At 62.5% G+C, this 19,517-nt stretch carries 21 protein-coding genes; 12 read left to right on the top strand and 9 right to left on the bottom strand.

Translation table 11 applies throughout. The features are described from left to right. Positions 1-4: 4 nt before the first annotated feature. Entirely contained in the window at positions 5-760 is a 756-nt protein-coding gene (locus tag P3T17_RS25795; RefSeq protein WP_429409335.1) for a response regulator, read from the bottom strand. 230 nt (positions 761-990) lie between these two features. Here P3T17_RS25795 and recA point away from each other — a divergent pair, with 230 nt between their 5' ends. From recA to P3T17_RS25755, 8 genes are all read left to right on the top strand, one after another. Next, entirely contained in the window at positions 991-2,067 is a 1,077-nt protein-coding gene (gene recA, locus P3T17_RS25790) for a recombinase RecA (protein ID WP_074263438.1), read from the top strand. Positions 2,068-2,074: 7 nt separating this feature from the next. Then, positions 2,075-2,857, top strand: coding sequence for a recombination regulator RecX (gene recX, locus P3T17_RS25785; RefSeq protein ID WP_429409334.1), 783 nt, complete (start codon positions 2,075-2,077; stop codon positions 2,855-2,857). Positions 2,858-2,954: 97 nt separating this feature from the next. Continuing rightward, complete coding sequence (locus P3T17_RS25780; protein ID WP_074263439.1) at positions 2,955-3,692, top strand: DUF2889 domain-containing protein; 738 nt, start codon at positions 2,955-2,957, stop codon at positions 3,690-3,692. Continuing rightward, positions 3,689-4,858 carry an ADP-forming succinate--CoA ligase subunit beta gene (sucC, locus tag P3T17_RS25775; RefSeq protein WP_074263440.1) on the top strand — a complete coding sequence of 390 codons (1,170 nt, stop codon included), beginning with the start codon at positions 3,689-3,691 and terminating at the stop codon, positions 4,856-4,858. Before P3T17_RS25780 ends, sucC begins: the two co-directional genes overlap by 4 nt. A gap of 122 nt (positions 4,859-4,980) precedes the next feature. Next, a complete protein-coding gene (sucD, locus tag P3T17_RS25770) occupies positions 4,981-5,862 on the top strand; it encodes a succinate--CoA ligase subunit alpha (protein ID WP_074263441.1) in 882 nt (293 codons plus the stop codon). 204 nt (positions 5,863-6,066) lie between these two features. Next, positions 6,067-6,804, top strand: coding sequence for a TerC family protein (locus tag P3T17_RS25765; RefSeq protein ID WP_429286810.1), 738 nt, complete (start codon positions 6,067-6,069; stop codon positions 6,802-6,804). Between the two features lie 150 nt (positions 6,805-6,954). After that, a complete protein-coding gene (locus P3T17_RS25760; RefSeq protein ID WP_074263443.1) occupies positions 6,955-7,593 on the top strand; it encodes a pilin in 639 nt (212 codons plus the stop codon). Between the two features lie 111 nt (positions 7,594-7,704). Further along, the gene (locus P3T17_RS25755) at positions 7,705-9,489 is read left to right on the top strand and encodes a PglL family O-oligosaccharyltransferase (RefSeq protein WP_429409333.1); all 1,785 of its coding nucleotides are present in this window, start codon (positions 7,705-7,707) and stop codon (positions 9,487-9,489) included. A gap of 77 nt (positions 9,490-9,566) precedes the next feature. Here the strand turns inward: P3T17_RS25755 and moaC are convergent, their stop codons facing one another. The 7 genes from moaC to P3T17_RS25720 form a co-directional block, all read right to left on the bottom strand. Beyond that, the gene (gene moaC, locus P3T17_RS25750; RefSeq protein WP_429409332.1) at positions 9,567-10,049 is read right to left on the bottom strand and encodes a cyclic pyranopterin monophosphate synthase MoaC; all 483 of its coding nucleotides are present in this window, start codon (positions 10,047-10,049) and stop codon (positions 9,567-9,569) included. 69 nt (positions 10,050-10,118) lie between these two features. Continuing rightward, positions 10,119-10,724 (bottom strand): DUF2946 family protein, encoded by a 606-nt coding sequence (locus tag P3T17_RS25745; protein ID WP_429409331.1) that lies wholly within the window; start codon positions 10,722-10,724, stop codon positions 10,119-10,121. Next, positions 10,717-11,787, bottom strand: coding sequence for a hydrolase (locus P3T17_RS25740; RefSeq protein ID WP_074265935.1), 1,071 nt, complete (start codon positions 11,785-11,787; stop codon positions 10,717-10,719). Before P3T17_RS25740 ends, P3T17_RS25745 begins: the two co-directional genes overlap by 8 nt. 34 nt (positions 11,788-11,821) lie before the next feature. Beyond that, a complete protein-coding gene (locus P3T17_RS25735) occupies positions 11,822-12,268 on the bottom strand; it encodes a nuclear transport factor 2 family protein (RefSeq protein WP_074263447.1) in 447 nt (148 codons plus the stop codon). Between the two features lie 164 nt (positions 12,269-12,432). After that, positions 12,433-13,458, bottom strand: a complete 1,026-nt coding sequence (gene waaF / locus P3T17_RS25730) for a lipopolysaccharide heptosyltransferase II (RefSeq protein WP_074263448.1) — start codon at positions 13,456-13,458, stop codon at positions 12,433-12,435. Between the two features lie 166 nt (positions 13,459-13,624). Next, entirely contained in the window at positions 13,625-13,819 is a 195-nt protein-coding gene (locus P3T17_RS25725) for a zinc-finger domain-containing protein (protein WP_074263449.1), read from the bottom strand. A gap of 69 nt (positions 13,820-13,888) precedes the next feature. Next, on the bottom strand, positions 13,889-14,809 hold the full coding sequence (locus tag P3T17_RS25720; RefSeq protein WP_074263450.1) for a branched-chain amino acid transaminase: 921 nt from the start codon (positions 14,807-14,809) through the stop codon (positions 13,889-13,891). A 233-nt stretch (positions 14,810-15,042) separates the two neighbouring features. Between P3T17_RS25720 and P3T17_RS25715 the strand changes: the two genes are divergently transcribed. The 3 genes from P3T17_RS25715 (at position 15,043) to P3T17_RS25705 (ending at position 17,559) form a co-directional block, all read left to right on the top strand. After that, on the top strand, positions 15,043-15,801 hold the full coding sequence (locus P3T17_RS25715) for an AzlC family ABC transporter permease (RefSeq protein ID WP_074263451.1): 759 nt from the start codon (positions 15,043-15,045) through the stop codon (positions 15,799-15,801). Next, the gene (locus P3T17_RS25710; RefSeq protein WP_074263452.1) at positions 15,798-16,124 is read left to right on the top strand and encodes an AzlD domain-containing protein; all 327 of its coding nucleotides are present in this window, start codon (positions 15,798-15,800) and stop codon (positions 16,122-16,124) included. Before P3T17_RS25715 ends, P3T17_RS25710 begins: the two co-directional genes overlap by 4 nt. Positions 16,125-16,365: 241 nt before the next feature. Continuing rightward, complete coding sequence (locus P3T17_RS25705; protein ID WP_429409330.1) at positions 16,366-17,559, top strand: phosphoglycerate kinase; 1,194 nt, start codon at positions 16,366-16,368, stop codon at positions 17,557-17,559. Positions 17,560-17,782: 223 nt separating this feature from the next. Here P3T17_RS25705 and P3T17_RS25700 read toward each other — a convergent pair whose 3' ends face one another. Then, the gene (locus P3T17_RS25700) at positions 17,783-17,974 is read right to left on the bottom strand and encodes a hypothetical protein (RefSeq protein WP_143787464.1); all 192 of its coding nucleotides are present in this window, start codon (positions 17,972-17,974) and stop codon (positions 17,783-17,785) included. On the opposite strand from P3T17_RS25700, the gene pyk reads away from it, so the two are divergent. Continuing rightward, a complete protein-coding gene (gene pyk / locus P3T17_RS25695; protein ID WP_074263454.1) occupies positions 17,973-19,409 on the top strand; it encodes a pyruvate kinase in 1,437 nt (478 codons plus the stop codon). The two genes, P3T17_RS25700 and pyk, sit on opposite strands and share 2 nt — an antisense overlap. The last annotated feature ends 108 nt before the right edge of the window (positions 19,410-19,517 follow it).

Here is a 19,517-nt window from a genome sequence, read left to right as displayed (position 1 = left end):
CTCTCTATTTGAAGGGGTGGCTCGCGGGCATCTGGGTGGATGCAGGCGAGGAGGGCGTATTGGATTCGGGAGTTCCTGTTGTCCCCACTGCCGCGGTGGCCTTCTCCAGGCAGTAGCCAAGGCCGCGCACGGTGAGGATGCGCACGCCGCTTGGCTCTATTTTTTTGCGCAGCCGGTGCACGTAGACTTCGATCGCGTTATTGCTGACCTCTTCGCCCCATTCGCACAGATGATCGACCAGTTGCTCCTTCGATACCAGCCGGCCGATCCGCTGCAGCAACACTTCGAGCAGGCCCAGTTCGCGTGCCGACAGCTCGATGATCTGCTCGTTGATATAGGCGATACGCCCGACCTGGTCGAACGACAGCGAACCGTGCCGTACCACCGTCGGCCCACCCCCTGCACCGCGGCGCGTCAGTGCGCGCACGCGGGCCTCGAGTTCATTGAGGGCGAACGGTTTGGCCATGTAGTCGTCGGCGCCGAGGTCGAGGCCTTTGACGCGTTCGTCGACGCTGTCGGCGGCGGTCAAAATCAGCACCGGCAGGTTCGAATTGCGCGCCCGCAGACGGCGCAGCACTTCGAGTCCGGACATGCGTGGCAGGCCCAGATCGAGTATCAGGAGGTCGAAAGTTTGCATCGACAAGGCGGTATCCGCTTCGACGCCGTTCTTCACATGATCAACGGCGTATGCCGATTGGCGGAGTGATCGAATCAGACCGTCCGCGAGTATGCTGTCATCTTCGGCAATGAGAATTCGCATGATGCGCCAGCCTGGCCTTGCCGGCACCGTAGAAATCCCGGCGCACAGCGGTCTCCAAAGATTTTGTGGGTAGTTTGGTGCAGTTTGACCACACATAAATGCATCGATGTGCGAATCGTGCTTGCCAAAACTACTGTTTTTTTATACAGTGTCTGCGTTTAGTGTGCTGTCTGTGATGAATGGGCCGCACACCTGCCTCAGACGCCGTTCATCATAGCAAAGGACGATTCATGGAAGAAAGCAAGAAAGGCCCGGCTGGACTGACTGCTGAAAAGAGCAAGGCATTGGCTGCCGCGCTCGCGCAGATCGAAAAGCAGTTCGGCAAAGGGTCGGTCATGCGGCTCGGCGCAGGCGAGGCAGTCGAAGATATCCAGGTGGTCTCAACGGGATCGCTCGGGCTCGACATCGCATTGGGCGTCGGCGGTTTGCCGCGTGGCCGGGTGGTCGAAATCTACGGGCCGGAATCGTCGGGTAAAACCACGCTGACGCTGCAAGTGGTCGCTGAAATGCAGAAGCTCGGCGGCACGGCAGCATTTATCGACGCGGAACACGCGCTGGACATCCAGTACGCGGGCAAGCTCGGCGTGAACGTGAACGATCTGCTGGTCTCGCAACCGGATACGGGCGAACAGGCGCTGGAAATCGCGGACGCACTGGTGCGCTCGGGTTCGATCGACATGATCGTGATCGACTCGGTCGCGGCACTCGTGCCGAAGGCCGAAATCGAAGGCGAAATGGGCGACTCGCTGCCGGGTCTGCAGGCGCGTCTGATGTCGCAGGCGCTGCGTAAGCTCACCGGCACGATCAAGCGCACGAACTGCCTCGTCATCTTCATTAACCAGATCCGTATGAAGATCGGCGTGATGTTCGGCAATCCGGAAACCACCACGGGCGGTAACGCGCTCAAGTTCTATGCATCCGTGCGTCTGGACATCCGTCGTATCGGCTCGATCAAGAAGAACGACGAAGTGATCGGCAACGAAACGCGCGTGAAGGTCGTCAAGAACAAGGTGGCGCCGCCGTTCCGCGAAGCGATTTTCGACATCCTGTACGGCGAAGGCATTTCGCGTCAGGGTGAAGTGATCGACCTGGGTGTGTCCGCGAAGATCGTCGACAAGGCCGGTGCCTGGTATAGCTACAACGGCGAGCGTATTGGTCAGGGTAAAGACAATGCACGCGAATTCCTGCGCGAAAATCCCGAGATCGCACGCGAAATCGAGAACCGCATCCGTGAATCGCTGGGCGTGAATGCGATGGCGGATGTTGCTGCCGGCGCAGGCGCTGAACTCGCAGGCGAAGAGGAGTGATCGCCGCGTGATACGCAAGGGCCGACCTGTATCCAATGCAGGGCGTGATGCGGACGGCCCGCGCGACGGTGACCCAAGTGACTTGACCGGGTCACTGGGTTCACCCGAATCGTCATTCGATCCGTTCGAGTCTTTCGACGCGCACGATCAAGCTTCTGGCCGCGCATCCTCCGCGCGGCGGGGTTCAGCACTGGCGGGGCCAAGCGGCAACACTGACACCGCCAGTTCGCCCGCAGAAACCACCTACACCCGCTCACGCCGCACACCGGGCGAGGCTCGAGGCGGAGCCCAGGATAAGTCCGGTTCCGATCAAGACCGCGCCGCCAAATCAAAAGGCCCTGGCCGCTCCCTGAAGGGTCGCGCACTCGGCTATCTATCTCGCCGCGAATACAGCCGTGCCGAACTCTCGCGCAAGTTGATGCCCTTCGTCGAAGAGGCCGATTCTCTCGATACCTTGCTCGATTCACTCGAGAAAGAGGGCTGGCTGTCCGATTCGCGCTTTGCCGAAAGCCTGATCCATCGCCGCGCATCGCGTCTTGGCGCCAGCCGGATCGTCGGTGAATTGAAGCGCCATGCGGTTGGCCAGACACTCATCGAGGAAGCCAGCGCACAGCTGCGCGAAACCGAGCTCACACGTGCCCAGGCCGTCTGGAGCAAAAAATACGGTCAGCTTCCGGAAACGCCCGCGGAACGCGCGCGGCAAGCGCGTTTCCTCGCCGCACGGGGGTTTTCCGGCGCGACGATCGGCAAGATTCTCAAGGGTCTCGACGACGAGTGGTCAGGCGATTAGCCCTGCCCCCGGATTGGTGCTGTGCACAATCCAACCTGTCTCAAATACCCGGTATGCTAAAATCAGGTGGTTTTCCAATTCGGCCTTTTCCTTCCGCATGTCGCTTTCCCCGCCCGTCTCCCGTCAGTTGCGCCATCGCCGCGCAATTCGTGCGGAAGCTTACGAGCGCGAGGACGGCCTGTGGGACATAGAGGCGTGCCTAACCGACCAAAAGCCACGTGACGTGGCGCTTGCGTCGGGCGTCCGGCCCAACGGTCAGCCGATCCATGAACTCTGGCTCCGCATTACGATCGATCGCAAGCTCAACGTTGTCGACGCGCAAGCGTCGTCCGACTGGGTGCCCTATCCCGGTCTGTGCGAAGCCACCAATCCCGCCTATCGTGCCCTCATCGGGCTCAATCTGTTCCACAATTTCCGTCGCGAAGCCGCCCGTTTGCTCGGTGGCACTGCAGGTTGCACGCATCTCACCGAGTTGTGCGCTTTCCTTCCTACGGCCGCCATTCAGGCGTTCGCCGGCGACGTGTGGAATACCAATGATGGCAAGCCGCCACACGAAGCGGATTCAGGGGACGCTTCACCTCAAGCCTCAGACGAGCACTCAAACGACAAGCCGCCATTCCAGCTGGGTCGCTGCCACGCGCTGCGATTCGATGGTGAGGCGGTGCGACAGTTTTATCCGCGCTGGTATGGTCGTGCGCCGCGCTCAGCGGAACGCGCGGATGCAGCAAGCGAGCAAAGCCAGTCCGCCGGCAACGGCAGCGGCACGTCCCGTTTGAACGACAGCAGCGGAAACGAAGTTCAATCCAACTCTCAGACTGAAGGGAATCACGCATGAAGATTCACGAGTACCAGGGTAAGGAAATCCTGCGGAAATTCGGCGTCGCGGTACCGCGCGGCAAGCCGGTCTTCTCGGTGGATGACGCGGTCAAGGCCGCTGAAGAGCTCGGCGGCCCGGTATGGGTCGTGAAGGCTCAGATCCACGCGGGTGGCCGTGGCAAGGGTGGCGGCGTGAAGGTCGCAAAGTCGCTGGAGCAGGTTCGCGAGTACTCGAACCAGATCCTCGGCATGCAACTCGTCACGCACCAGACTGGCCCGGAAGGCCAGAAGGTGAACCGCCTGCTGATCGAAGAAGGCGCTGACATCAAGAAGGAACTGTATGTCGGCCTCGTGATCGATCGCGTCTCGCAGAAGGTCGTCGTGATGGCTTCGAGCGAAGGCGGCATGGACGTCGAAGAAGTCGCGGAAAAGACGCCTGAGCTGATCCACAAGATCGCTGTCGACCCGTCGACCGGTCTGAAGGATGCGGAAGCGGATGAACTGGCAACGAAGATCGGCGTTCCCGCCGCTTCGCTGCCGCAAGCTCGTGCAATCCTGCAAGGCCTGTACAAGGCATTCTGGGAAACGGACGCGTCGCTCGCAGAAATCAACCCGCTGATCCTGACCGGCGACGGCAAGGTCATCGCGTTGGACGCCAAGTTCAACTTCGATTCGAACGCCCTGTTCCGTCATCCGGAAATCGTCGCTTACCGCGACCTGGACGAAGAAGATCCGGCTGAAGTCGAAGCCTCGAAGTTCGATCTCGCGTACATCTCGCTCGACGGCAACATCGGCTGCCTCGTGAACGGCGCTGGCCTCGCAATGGCAACGATGGACACCATCAAGCTGTTCGGCGGCGAACCGGCGAACTTCCTCGACGTGGGCGGTGGCGCCACGACCGAGAAGGTCACGGAAGCGTTCAAGATCATGCTGAAGAACCCGAATCTGACGGCCATTCTGGTCAATATTTTCGGTGGCATCATGCGCTGCGACGTGATCGCGGAAGGCGTGATTGCAGCTTCGAAGGCTGTCTCGCTGAAGGTGCCGCTCGTGGTCCGCATGAAGGGCACGAACGAAGACCTGGGCAAGAAGATGCTGGCTGAATCCGGCCTGCCGATCATTGCGGCAGACAGCATGGAAGAAGCGGCTCAGAAGGTCGTCGCGGCCGCTGCGGGCAAGGCGTAAGCCTGCCGGGCGTTTACCAGGATTAGCCAGATTACGAATGGCGGCGCGCACGGCGACGCGGGCGGAGAACATTCCGCCGCGCAGTCGGCCAGAGCGCCCGCCAAACGAACAGAGGTCAATACATGTCGATTCTGATCAATAAAGACACGAAGGTCATCACGCAGGGCATCACCGGCAAGACCGGTCAGTTCCACACGCGTGCCTGCCGTGAATATGCAAACGGCCGCGAAGCGTATGTCGCGGGCGTGAACCCGAAGAAGGCCGGCGAAGATTTCGAAGGCATTCCTATCTACGCAAGCGTGAAGGAAGCGAAGGCTGAAACGGGCGCAACCGTCTCGGTCATCTACGTTCCGCCCGCAGGCGCAGCGGCAGCGATCTGGGAAGCCGTCGAGGCGGATCTGGATCTCGCAATCTGTATCACGGAAGGCATTCCTGTCCGTGACATGATCGAGCTCAAGGCACGCATGCGCGCAAAGAACAGCAAGACGCTGCTGCTCGGACCGAACTGCCCGGGCACGATCACGCCGGACGAACTGAAGATCGGCATCATGCCGGGTCACATCCACCGCAAGGGCCGCATCGGCGTCGTGTCGCGTTCGGGCACGCTGACGTATGAAGCAGTCGGCCAGTTGACGGCGATCGGCCTCGGCCAATCGTCGGCAGTCGGTATTGGCGGCGACCCGATCAACGGTCTGAAGCACATCGACGTCATGAAGATGTTCAACGACGATCCGGAAACGGACGCCGTCATCATGATCGGCGAAATCGGTGGTCCGGACGAAGCGAATGCGGCTGAGTGGATCAAGGGCAACATGAAGAAGCCGGTTGTTGGCTTCATCGCGGGCGTTACGGCTCCGGCCGGCAAGCGCATGGGTCACGCAGGCGCGCTGATCTCGGGCGGTGCCGATACGGCTGAAGCCAAGCTGGAAATCATGGACGCATGCGGTATCAAGGTCACGAAGAACCCGTCGGAAATGGCGCGTCTTCTGAAGGCGATGCTGTAAATCGAAATAGGCCAGCCAGTCCGGCCCGTTTTTTGATACTCTTACGAAGTCCTTTCGTAAGAACGAAGTCCTAAAAGCGAGGGAGCGAGCAATTGCTCCCTCGCTTTTTTATGTCGACCGGCGTTCGCGCTTTAGCGCTTGCTCCGGTCCCATGCAGTTTCATCGCGCTTTGCCCGGTTCCAATCGCCGTCTATCCTGCTTTCAATGCTCGCATTCTTCGCTACGCTCCACTGGGGGGCCGTTATCCAGATCATCGTGATCGACATCCTGCTGGGTGGCGATAACGCGGTGGTGATCGCGCTCGCCTGCCGCAATCTGCCGCCGGCGCAGCGCGTCAAGGGCGTGTTGTGGGGGACGGCGGGGGCAATCCTGCTGCGCGTCGCGCTGATTGCGTTTGCGGTGGTGCTGCTCGACGTGCCGCTGCTGAAGTTTGCTGGAGGCCTGTTGTTGCTGTGGATCGGCGTCCGCCTCATGGCGCCCGCACACGACGCTCACGAGCACGTGAAGCCCGCTGACAAGCTAATGACTGCCGTCAAGACCATCATCATCGCCGACGCGGTCATGAGCCTCGACAACGTGATCGCGATTGCCGGCGCGGCGGAAGCGGCGGACCCGGAGCATCGGCTGGCGCTGGTGATCTTCGGGCTGTTGGTCAGCATTCCGCTGATCGTATGGGGCAGCCAGCTCGTGCTGAAGTTGCTGGACCGCTTCCCGATCGTAATTACGCTCGGTGCCGCACTGCTTGGCTGGATTGCGGGCGGCCTGATCATCAACGATCCGGCCGGCGACCGCTGGCCGATTCTCGACTCGCCCGTGGCCGAGTACGGTATGAGCATCGCGGGAGCGCTGTTCGTAGTGATCCTTGGTTACGTGCTTAAACGGCGTAATGCCGAGCGGGCTGCGGCTCAATTGCCGCCTAATGCGCCTCCGGGTTCGCATTGACAACAGGGCACCCCCTCACGCTTTCACAGGCCCATCATCAGGTCCAACGTTAGCCATCTGGCTGACTGTTTAGAATCACCGTGGCTGGCTACGATCAATGCGCCTGTTCCGATTCACGGGGCAGGCGTTTTTCGTTTCTGGAGCCTGCCGATGACCGTTTCTCTCCCCAACTCTTCATTCCGTTGCGTGCTCTTGCGGCGCGACGACCCTGCTGCAGGCGCACCGATCTCCGACCCTGGCGTGCAATGGCCCACGCGGATCGCACGGGTCAGCCGCAAGCTCGGCTTCACGTTGATCGAACTGATGATCGTGCTCGCCATTGTTGGGGTGATTGCCGCCTATGCCATCCCCGCGTATCAGGACTATCTGGCGCGCAGCCGGGTAGGCGAGGGCCTGTCGCTCGCCACGTCGGCGCGGCTCGCGGTGGCGGAAAACGCCGCCAGCGGCGCGGCGTTCGGGGGCGGTTATGCGCCGCCAACCGCCACGAAGAATGTGGAATCAGTCCATGTGGATGACGACACAGGTCAGATCACCGTGGTCTTCACCACGCGCGTCGCGCCGTCCGGCAGCAATACGCTGGTGCTGGTGCCGTCGGTGCCCGACAACGCCGATACGCCGACCGCCCGGATCGCGCTAGTCAAAGGCTCGGCCCAACCGGGGACGCTGACATGGGAGTGCTTTGCGGGTGGCAAGTTGGCTTCGTCACTGCCCGCGCCGGGCGCAGGCCCGAGCCCAGCGGATCCGCCGACGTTGCCGTCCAATCTGGCGCCGCCCGAATGCCGCAGTTGATGGTTCGGTAAGGATACGGACCTGCCGATTTCGGGATATTTGAGGCCGTCCGGCGCACAGGGGGAGGATTTTTTTGTATAGTGCGCCGGTTGCTGACGCCCCCGGTTCCTCATGCCCACCCCATTTGCGCGCTTTTTATCTCTGGCCATACTGGCTTGTGCGTTGATTCTGCCTTACGCAGTGGTCAACCATACCTATCCGATTCCGACCTTTTACGCGGAATTTACCGCGCTGACGCTGTATGTGTTGACCAGCGCGGCCGTGGTGCTGCTGGCCTGGACGGAGCGTCGCCGCTTCGAGTTTGAATCGCCCACGGTCGCGCTTGTGCCACTGCTGTTCGGCCTGTTGCTGGTGGTGCAGACGTTTGTGCTGCAGGTCGAGCAGCCGTCGATGAACTGGCTCGGTGCCGGTTATCTGCTGGCGGCCTTCATGGCGACCCACACCGGCTACACCTTCAGCCGGGTCAGGATGAGCGAGGAGGCGCTGCGCTGGGCCGCCTACGCGTTGATTATCGGTGGACTGTTTGCAGTGTTTTGCCAGGTGATCCAGGTGTTCCATCTGGAGACCAAGGTCACGCCGCTCGTGGTTGCGTACAACATCACGGTCGATCGCCGGCCGTTCGGCAACATGGCGCAGGCCAACCACCTCGCCACCTACATCGCCTTCGCGATGACCGGCGCCTTGTTCCTGGTACAGACGCGGCGGCTTCCGCTCATCCTGTGGGCGCTGCTGTCGGTGATTTTTGCGGGCGGCCTTGCGTTGACCGTCTCACGTGGGCCGTGGTTGCAGATGGGCGTGATCGTCGTGGCTGGGTTCTGGATGGCCTTTGCCGAAGTCCGGCGCAATCCGGTTCTGCGGCGCAGTAACCGCGAATGGTTGACGCCAGTAGCGCTCGGCGTGTTGTTCTTCGTCGTGAACGCGCTGGTTCGTTGGGCTAATGTGCACTATCAGCTCGGTCTGGCCGAATCCGCTGCCGATCGTTTCAAGGATGCCGGTCAGATCGCGCCACGCCTTGCCCTATGGAAATACGGTTGGACGATGTTCAAGGCGCATCCGTTGCTCGGCGTCGGCTGGGGCGAGTTTCCGCGTTACCAGTTCGACTATGTACGGTCGCTGGGCGCCGTCGAGATTGCTAACAACTCGCACGACATCTTCCTCGATCTGCTAGGTAAAACCGGCCTGATCGGCCTTGCGATCGTGCTGCTCGGCCTGCTGGCGTGGCTCGTGCGCGTGGTGCGTGCTCCGCACACGGCCGCTCGGGTGTTCGGCGTAGCGCTGATCGGCGTGCTGGTGATGCACGCGCTGGTCGAGTATCCGCAGCAGTACATGTTCTTCCTGCTGCCGGCGATGTTCGTGTTTGGCCTGCTGGAGACGCGCTCGTTGCGGCTGGTGCCGAGCCGCGTGTCGTTCGGCGTCTACGCGGTGGTCGTGCTCGTTGGATTGGCCGCGCTGTATCCGGTCTATCGCGACTACAACCGCTCGGAGGTGTTGTACTACGGCTCGAGTCCGGCGCAGCAATACGCCAGCGATCCATCGTTCCTGTTCGGTGCGTGGGGCGAGTACGGGATGGCGACGCTGCTGCCGATGAACGCCCAGGATCTCGCTCACAAGCTCGCCATGCACAGGCAGGCGCTCGCACTGCTGCCGGGCGAAACGGTGTTGCGGCGTTATGCGGTGCTGCAGGCGCTGAGCGGTGACACGAACGGCGCTTTCGACACCGTCGTGCGGTTGAAGATCTTCGCGGAAGAATTGAAGGATTGGCCGTCGCAACAGGCCTATCTGTATCAGCTGTGCGATGAGCAGAAGAGTCTCGCTGGCTTCAAGGCGGAACTGATCAAGCTGTACGGTATGCCGCCGAAAGACGTCAATCAGGATGACGACGATAGCGACGATTGAGTCCGAGCGTCGTGCGTGAGCGCGACGCGGGATGAACGGAAATGCAGCGGAAGGGCGGGTAAGCGCAGAAGCAGCGTTTACTCAGCCGCTGCCACCCAGTCCCCAGACTTCCCGCCGTGCTTCTCGAGCACTTTCACATCGGTGATCGTCATGCCGCGATCCACCGCCTTGCACATGTCGTAGACCGTCAGCAGTCCCACCTGTACAGCGGTCAGTGCTTCCATCTCAACGCCTGTGCGCCCCAACGTTTCCACCTGCACCGTGCAATGCACGCCGGGCAGGGTCTCGTCGAGTTCGAAGTCCACTTTGACGCGGGTAAGGGCTAGCGGATGACACAGCGGAATCAGATCGGCGGTGCGCTTGGCTCCTTGAATCGCAGCGATGCGCGCGATGCCGATCACATCGCCTTTCCTGGCGTTGCCGTCGCGGATGAGCGCAAATGTCTCCGGCAGCATACGGATCGAGCCGCGCGCGATAGCGATGCGTTTGGTTTCCTGCTTGGCGCCGACATCCACCATGTGCGCCTGGCCGGCGGCGTCGAAGTGGGTGAGTTCAGGCATGGTGGGGCTCCTTCTGAGAGCGCCAATCATACCAGCGTGATGCGGATGGCAACCCGGGCGGAGCGTCGACTATGACGCCGCGTTTTTCGGAGCCGCAGCCTGAGCGGGACTTGCAACAAACCCAAACTGTTCGGCTACCTCCGCGCGTGCGACCGGCTGCAACGGTAGTGTCATCCCGTCACGCCAATGGAACCGCCCAGCGTCGCCATTCGCGGCCAGTTCGGCGTGCTCGGAAAACAGATCGAGATCGTGGTCATGCAAAACGGCGATTCGCGGCGGCGTTGACGCGTCCGTGAACAGCACCCCGCCCTCGTCATCCAGATAAGCCGCGGCAGGCTCAAACGCATTCCCGGCCTGATCCGTCAGCGTCAATGTCGCCTTGGCGCCATCCCCATCATCGAGGCCAAGCCGCACCACCCACGGCGTATAACCCAGTTCCACATACACCCGCTGTGGCCCGTTCTGAAAGAACCACTGCCCACCCGCGTCCGCTTCGTAGTTCCGGTTGATAAAGGCAAGCAACGCCGCATGCCGTATCGGTTCTCCCGGCGCGCCGCGCGCCTGAGCCTCATCGTCACGCATGCGCCAGTTGCCGCGCCGGTCAAGCAGCAGCCAGCCAGTGCAATGCGGCACGTTGGGCCATTTGGCGAGCGCCTGGCGAACGATGTCATCCATGGTCGACGAATGGGGCGAGGTAGTTGAAAACGCGCCGTGACAGCCAGTCGCTGCGCCCCGGAAACGGACCCGTCATGAAGCCGACGTGGCCGCCGTGCCGAGGCTGGTCCAGTTCGATCGCAGCCGACACTTCATGCCGTCCCGGCAACACGGCGCCGGGCAGGAACGGATCGTTCCGCGCGTTGAGCACGAGCGTAGGCACCGTGATCTGCGGCAGCAATGGCCGTGTGGTCGCTTGAGTCCAATAGTCGTCGGTATTGCGAAAGCCGTGCAGCGGGGCCGTGACGATGTTGTCGAATTCGTACATGTTGCGGCTTGCGAGCATCGCGTTGGCGTCGTACAGGCCCGGATACTGTTCGAGCTTCTGCAGCGCCTTCACTTTCAACGTTTTCAGAAAGTTGCGCGTGTACACCTTGCCGAAACCCTGCGATAGCGCCTGACCACCGGCATGCACATCGAGCGGCGCGGAGATTGCCGCGGCGGCAGTGAGAAACGAGGCATCTTCGCGCCGTTCGCCTAGCCAGCGTAGCAACACATTGCCGCCCAGCGAAACACCTGCCGCGACGATCGGCCCGCGATGCACGTCCCGAAGGCGCCGCAGGACCCAGTCCACTTCGGCGCTATCGGCGAGGTGATAAAAGCGCGGCAACAGGTTCAGCGGTCCGCTGCAGCTGCGAAAGTGCGGCACAACCCCGTGCCATCCGCGTTCACGCGCCGCGGCCATCAACGCGCGGGCATAGTGGGAGTTCGAACTGCCCTCTAGGCCGTGAAACAGCACGAAGAGCGGGACGTCGGACGAGGCTTCTTCGTTGTCCCAGGCGCCCGAGGCATCTGCCTCATGCACCAGCCAGTCGAGTTCGATGAAATCGCCATCCGGCGTGTCCCAGCGTTCGCGCCGATAGGTCACCGCGGGAAGTCGTGCAAAGAGGGCCGGGACAATGGTCTGAACGTGGCTGTTCGGCAGCCAGAGCGGCGCGCGGTAGAACATTTCGACGACGCTCGTCTCGACGGCCGCTGCGCGAGCGGTTGCGGGAGAAACGGTCTTGTTGTGCGTCGTACTCATGCCAGCGACCGGAAAAAACAGAAAACGTGAGTCGTCAGTGCAAAGACCCCTGACCATGACGCATTTTCGCAGCAAACTGATTCGCCGCTTCGTTCGGCATCGCACTCGCGTGGATATGTGCGATCTTCCATTCGCCGCGCTCGTGGACCATTACGTAGGTGCTGAAGACCATGGTGGGCGCGACCTTCGGATCCGCCGGGCGGTGCGCTTCCGCAATGGCATACACGACGGTGCCGAGGCTGTCGTACACGCGGATATCCACCGGTTCGATCGACACGGGATTGAGTTCGAGCTGGACGGCGAGGCCGGCGCGGATGGTGTCCAGACCGTGCAGGTGCGAGCCATCGGCGCTGATGTAGCTGGCAAACTCCTCGTCGATCCACAGGCCCATCAAACTCTCGAGATTGACCTCTGCTACCGCCTGGTAATAGGCGTTGAGAGTATCCGCAGCGGCTTCGAAGATGTGGGCAAAACGTGGCATGGCTCGTCAGTCTCTTGTGCGCGGCGCGCGCGGTTGCGGGCAGCAGTAAAAACAGGACAACCAGGAACAACCCGGCGGGACAACCGCGAGGATGCCCGCGCTCCAGGGCGCAGGGATGACGCCGCGTGGCGTGCTTGCAACGCGGCGTACGGCTGCCGGACGGTTCAGCGTTGCGCGAGGAGCATGCCGCGCAGGTCGCCGAATACCTGTTCGGCGCTCAGTTGCCGCAGGCAGTTCAGATGACCGAGCGGACACTCGCGCTCAAAACAGGGACTGCATTCGAGATGCAGCCATTGTACCTTCGCAAGCTCGGACAATGGCGGCGTGTGGCGCGGATCGGTCGAGCCGTAGACAGCCACAAGCGGCCGTCGCAGCGCCGCTGCCACGTGCATCAAACCGGAATCGTTGGTGACCACAGCGTTGGCGCGTGAGATCAGCGCGCACGCTTCGCCCAGCGCGGTTTGTCCGCACAGGTTGCGCACGTTGGGCGAGCGTTCCGCGATCGCCTGGGCGAGCGGCGCGTCTTTCGGCGAACCGAGCGCGATGATTTGCGTGTACGGAAAAGACTGGCCGACGATTTGCGCCAGTGCCGCGAAGTGTTCCGGCGGCCAGCGCTTGGCCGGACCGTATTCCGCGCCAGGGCAAAACACCAGCAGCGGCACCCGCGTATCCAGATTGAAGCGGGCCGATACGCGTGACGCCTCGTTCAGATCGGCGTCGAGCCGCGGCATCGGCAGGTCGTCCGGCACTTTGGCGTCCGGCTTATAGGCTAACGCCGCGTAGTGGCCGACCATCGGCGGACGCGCGTCCTTGCGCGGATTCGAATGGCGCACGTTGAGCAGGCCGTAGCGGCTCTCGCCGGTATAGCCAATGCGCAGCGGAATACCCGCCATCCACGGAATCAGCGCCGATTTGAGCGAATTCGGCAGCACGTAAGCCGCGTCATAGCCGACATCGCGCAGATCGCTGGACAGTTGCCAGCGCCGCAACATCTGCAGCTTGCCGTGCGCGAGATCGGTCGCATGGACATCGCGGATCTCCGGCATGCGTTCGAGCACGGGCGCCACCCACGAGGGCGCAACCGCGTCGATCGCGAGGCGGGGATGCAGCTTCATGAGGCGCGAGAACAACGGCTGCGCCATCAATGCGTCACCGATCCAGTTCGGTGCGATAACCAACGCGCGACGCATCAGGGTGAGTTTCCGGTGTCGAAAGAACGCGCCGCACGCATCGGCGCGCAGCGTTCTGGTTTTAGCAGGGAGGCGGCCGCATGCCTGCGCGCGGCGCCAGGATAAGTGGCTCCGCGCGCAGCATGCGGCCTGAGTGTGGTGGGCGCGCCCAGCCGGTGAGCGGCTTTCAGTGGCCTTTGACCACTTCGCCGTCACGCAGCTTGTAGCGCGTGCCGCAGTATGGGCAGCGCGCTTCGCCGTGCGTCACGTCGATAAACACGCGCGGATGGGCGCTCCAACGTGCCATCGACGGGTTCGGACAGTAGGCGGGCAGGTCTTTTGCCGTCAGTTCGACCAGCGGCATTTCCTTGATTTCGCTCATGAGGGCTTTCTCGATAGAGACAGGGCGCAGGCGCGCCGCAATGGCGGCCTGCGTTAATTTCATTCGGACTTAGACCTTGCTCAGCCAGTGCGCGTACTTCTCGCTCTTGCCGTTGACAATGTCGAAGAAGCCGCTTTGCAGCTTTTCCGTGATCGGGCCGCGTGCGCCGGAGCCGATCGTGCGGTTGTCGAGTTCGCGGATCGGCGTGACTTCAGCGGCGGTGCCGGTGAAGAACGCTTCGTCGCAGGTGTACACCTCGTCACGCGTGATGCGCTTTTCGATCACTTCGATGCCGGCATCTTTCGCCAGCGTGATGACCGTGTCGCGCGTGATGCCGTCGAGGCACGACGAGAGGTCCGGCGTGTACAGCTTGCCGTTGTTCACGAGGAAGAAGTTTTCGCCGGAGCCTTCCGACACGTAGCCGTCCACGTCGAGCAGGAGCGCTTCGTCATAGCCGTCGGCAGTGGCTTCCTGGTTGGCGAGGATCGAGTTCACATACCACCCCGAGGCCTTGGCGCGGACCATGGAAACGTTCACATGGTGACGCGTGAACGACGAAGTCTTCACGCGGATGCCCTTCGCCAGGCCGTCTTCGCCGAGATAGGCTCCCCACGGCCAGGCGGCGATGGCCACGTGGATCGTGTTGCCCTTGGCCGACACACCTAGCTTTTCCGAGCCGACCCAGATGATCGGGCGCAGATAGCAGGATTCGAGCTTGTTCTCGCGCACCACTTCGCGTTGCGCTGCGGCGAGCGTTTCGTGGTCGAACGGCACGTCCATCTGGAAGATCTTGGCCGAATTCAGCAGACGCTTGGTGTGTTCCTGGAGACGGAAAATCGCGGTGCCGTTAGCGGTCTTGTAGGCGCGCACGCCTTCGAAAACCCCCATGCCGTAGTGCAGTGTATGGGTGAGGACGTGGATCTTGGCGTCGCGCCAGTCGATGAGTTTGCCATCCATCCAGATCTTGCCGTCGCGGTCGGCCATTGACATACGATTCTCCAGCAGTGCGTTGTGAGGGGCGCGCCAGGCCGTACAGCGGTTCGGCAAGCGGCGAAGACCGTCATTTTAACGTCTTTTGCACACGGAACGGGCATTTGGCCGCACCCAGGACGCTATAATCCGGCCTCACATATTACAAATCCGATTGCGCCAGCGGGTGCTGGTCGGCCCGGCGCCGACTCCATGCCGCCGCGGCGTCGTCCCGCGCCGAGGCGCCCCGTCCGATGCTCGCCAGCCTGACCGATTTCCAGCGTCGTAGCTTTCGCGAAGGCGTGCGAGATTACTCGCCCACGCTGATGGCAATCTTCTCCTGGGGGCTCGTCACGGGCATCGCGATGAGCAAATCGGCACTCACGCTGCCCCAATCGCTCACCATGTCGCTGCTCTGCTATGCCGGTTCCTCGCAACTGGCCGTGCTGCCGCTGCTCGCCGCCAAATTGCCGGTCTGGACCGTGCTGCTGACTGCCGCCATGGTGAACACGCGTTTTGTGATTTTCAGCGCAGGACTCGCACCGCATTTCTCCTATCTGCCCATGTGGCGCCGGATCGTCCTCGGTTATTTCAACGGCGACGTCATCTATCTGCTGTTCCAGAAGAAAAGCTTTCAGACCGGTTACGTGCCGGGCAAGGAGCCGTACTACTGGGGCATGGCGAGCGCGAGCTGGTTGTCCTGGCAGGTCTCGTCGATCATCGGCATTCTGCTCGCCAGCCTGATTCCGGATAACTGGGGGCTCGCGCTCGCGGGCACGCTGGCACTGATTCCCGTGATGGTGTCGGCTATCAACAGCCGTGCAACGCTGGTTGCCGTGAGCGTGGCCGGCGTCGTGGCGCTGCTGGGCTTCGATCTGCCTTACCGGCTGGCCTTGCCGCTTGCGGTGATCGCGGCGATTGTCGCCGGCAGCGCGGCGGATCTGATGGTCGAGCGCGCCGACCTGCGCCGCATCCGCAACCGCGCCGGGGATTCCCCGGAGGGTTCGCCATGACCAGCACGCAAATCTGGATCGCCATCTTCGGCATGATGTTCGTCACGACATTGACGCGCGCGCTGTTCCTGATCGGCGGCGAGCGCACGGTTTTGCCGGAGCGCCTGCGGCGTATGTTGCGCTACGCGCCGGCTGCGGCGCTCGCTGCGGTTGTGCTTCCCGACGTGCTGGTCACTCCTGACGGACTGTCATTCGGGCTCTCCAACCACGAGTTTTACGCGACGCTCGCCGGGCTCGGCTGGTTCCTGTGGCGGCGCACGATGCTCGGCACGATTGTCGTCGGCATGCTGACTTTCACGATCCTCCGTCTTGTATTTCACTGACCTTGGTCTTGTTGTTGCGTCGCAGCATGCGAGCCTATCTCCCAAATACGGGACATTCGCTTCGGCGCGGGGCATCGCGGGGTGGGGATCGGTTAAAATGGTCGACTCCCGGATCACCGCGCGACGCTGCGGCAGATGCCGCCAGTGCCTGTTCGCAGAGCCACCCCTGCGGGGCTCGTGAGCGGAGGCTGTTCGCGCGCTGTCCGTCTCCGCCTTCCAATCAACTCGCAATCCAACGCTCATGAACCAGGTACTGCGTCTCTCCGATCTGATCTCCGAAGGCAAGCTGTCCGGCAAACGCGTGTTTATCCGTGCCGATCTGAACGTTCCGCAGGACGATCAAGGCAACATCACCGAAGACACCCGCATCCGCGCCTCCGCGCCGGCCATCAAGGCCGCGCTCGACGCCGGCGCCGCCGTGATGGTGACCTCGCATCTGGGCCGTCCCACCGAGGGCGATTTCAAGCCGGAAGATTCGCTCGCGCCGGTCGCGAAGCGTCTGGCCGAATTGCTCGGCCGCGATGTGCCGGTGGTGGCGAACTGGGTCGAAAACGGCGTGAACGTCGCGCCGGGCCAGGTCGTGCTGCTGGAAAACTGCCGCGTCAACAAGGGCGAAAAGAAGGATTCCGACGAACTCGCGCAAAAGATGGCGAAGCTCTGCGACATCTACGTCAACGACGCGTTCGGCACTGCGCACCGCGCCGAAGCGACTACGCACGGCATCGCGAAGTACGCGCCTGTGGCTTGCGCAGGTCCGCTGCTCGCGGCTGAACTCGAAGCACTCGGCAAGGCGCTCGGCGCCCCGAAGCGTCCGTTGGTGGCAATCGTCGCCGGCTCGAAGGTGTCCACCAAGCTGACCATTCTGAAGTCACTGGCCGAGAAGGTCGATCAGTTGATCGTGGGCGGCGGCATCGCCAATACGTTCATGCTGGCCGCCGGCCTGAAGATCGGCAAATCGCTCGCCGAAGCGGATCTGGTGAACGAAGCCAAGGCCATCATCGACGCTGCGAAAGCACGCGGGGCCTCGGTGCCGATCCCGACTGACGTCGTCACGGCCAAGGAGTTCTCGCCGACCGCCAAGGCGGAGGTGAAGGCTGTAGCCGACGTGCAGGACGACGACCTGATTCTCGACATCGGACCGGAAACCGCCAAGGCACTTGCCGCACAACTTGAAAAGGCCGGCACGATAGTTTGGAACGGCCCGGTCGGCGTGTTCGAATTCGACCAGTTCGGCAACGGCACGAAGACGCTGGCGGATGCGATTGCCAAGTCGCCGGCGTTCTCGATTGCCGGCGGCGGCGACACGCTCGCGGCCATCGCCAAGTACGGCATCCACGACAAGGTCAGTTATATCTCGACGGGCGGCGGCGCGTTCCTCGAATTCCTCGAGGGCAAGAAGCTGCCGGCGGTCGAAGTCCTGGAATCGCGGGCTTAATCAACGTGACGACACGTTCCCCATCGGCGAAAACTGCAAAGACGCGTGTGAAGTCGTCGGCCAGCAAGAACGCAGGCTCCGTGGCCTCCGCCAAGGTGAAGGCGGCAACGAAACCAGCAGCCACACAGGGCGCGGGGGCCACGCAGTCAGTCGCAGCAGGGGAGCGTGCTCCAGGTTCCACCGCTACACCGCAGCACACTGTTTCCACAGTTTCACCCGCCGGTCATGCCGGCGGCGCAGTATCCGCCGTACCGCTGGCGTCCCGCACGCTGGTCTCGAACACCGCTTCATTCCACAAGAAAGCGACGCCGGTTTCAACCGGCGCGCAGCCCCAGGCAGCTTCCATCGGTGCGCAGCCTCCGCACCCAACTCGCAGCGCTCTTTCCAGCGATCCCATCCAGACGAGGAGACTCATGCATCGCGCCACCAAGATTGTCGCCACCATCGGCCCGGCTTCCAGTACGCCCGAAATCCTGTCGCAAATGATTAAGGCAGGGCTCGATGTGGTACGCCTCAACTTCTCGCACGGCACGGCCGACGACCACCGCCAGCGCGCCGAATACGTGCGCGAAGCGGCCCGTCAGGCGGGCCGCGAAGTTGCCATCATGGCCGACCTGCAAGGCCCGAAGATCCGGGTCGGCAGGTTCGAAAACGGCAAGACCACGCTCGTTCCCGGCAACGCTTTTGTTCTCGATTCCGAATGCGAACTCGGTAACGACGACCGCGTCGGCCTCGACTACAAAGACCTGCCGCGCGACCTGAAACCGGGCGACGTGCTGTTGCTCAACGACGGCCTGATCGTGCTCGACGTCGTGCGCGTGCTCGGCAGCGAGATCCACACTACCGTGAAGATCGGCGGTGAGCTGTCGAACAACAAGGGTATCAATCGCCAGGGCGGCGGCCTCACGGCGCCCGCCTTGACGGCCAAAGACATGGAAGACATCCGCACGGCGATGTCGCTCGGCGTGGATTACGTCGCGGTCTCGTTCCCGAAGAACGCTACCGACATGGAAATGGCCCGCCAGCTCGCGAACATCGCGGGCGCGCCCTACGGCATCAAGCCGAAGATGATCGCCAAGATCGAGCGCGCGGAAGCGATTCCGGCACTGCAAGGCATCCTCGACGCCTCCGATGGCATCATGGTCGCGCGTGGCGACCTCGCCGTGGAAGTGGGCAATGCCGCGGTCCCGGCGCTGCAAAAGCGCATGATCCGCATGGCGCGCGAATCGAACAAGTTCGTGATCACCGCCACGCAGATGATGGAGTCGATGATCTACGCGCCGGTGCCGACCCGCGCCGAAGTATCGGACGTCGCCAATGCAGTGCTGGACGGCACCGACGCGGTGATGCTCTCCGCCGAATCCGCTGCCGGCAAGTACCCGGTGCAGACCATCGAAACGATGGCCGCGATCTGCGTCGAAGCGGAGAAGTCGGAGCAGTCCGAGCTGGACAAGGATTTCCTCGACCGCACGTTCACCCGCATCGACCAGTCCATCGCCATGGGCGCGCTGTTCACGGCGTTCCACCTGGGCGCCAAGGCGATTGTCGCGTTGACGGAGTCGGGCTCGACCGCACTGTGGATGTCGCGTCACTGGACCCACGTGCCGATTTTCGCGCTGACGCCGCGAGTGGGCAGCGAGCGCGCCATGGCGATCTACCGCAACGTCACCTCGCTGCATCTCGACACCAGCAGCGATCGCGACACCGCGCTGCAGCAGGCGCTGGAGACGGTGGTAAGCAAGGGCTACGCATCGCGCGGCGACATGGTCGTACTGACGGTGGGCGAGCCGATGGGTCAGGCCGGCGGAACGAACACACTGAAGATCGTGCGGGTGGGCGAACCGTACTGATCTGATCGGCTTCAAACTGCTCGAATCGGCACGGCGAAGCAGTCGCAGTACCCGCTAGAGGCGGCGCGCAGGTTTTTGGGGCAAGCCCTTTGGGCGAGCCCCGAGCCT

Source organism: Paraburkholderia sp. GAS82, assembly GCF_050436285.1.
GTDB classification, from domain to species: domain Bacteria; phylum Pseudomonadota; class Gammaproteobacteria; order Burkholderiales; family Burkholderiaceae; genus Paraburkholderia; species Paraburkholderia phenazinium_B.
Note: the sequence above shows the minus strand (reverse complement) of the source record. Positions and strands in the feature narration are given on the sequence as shown.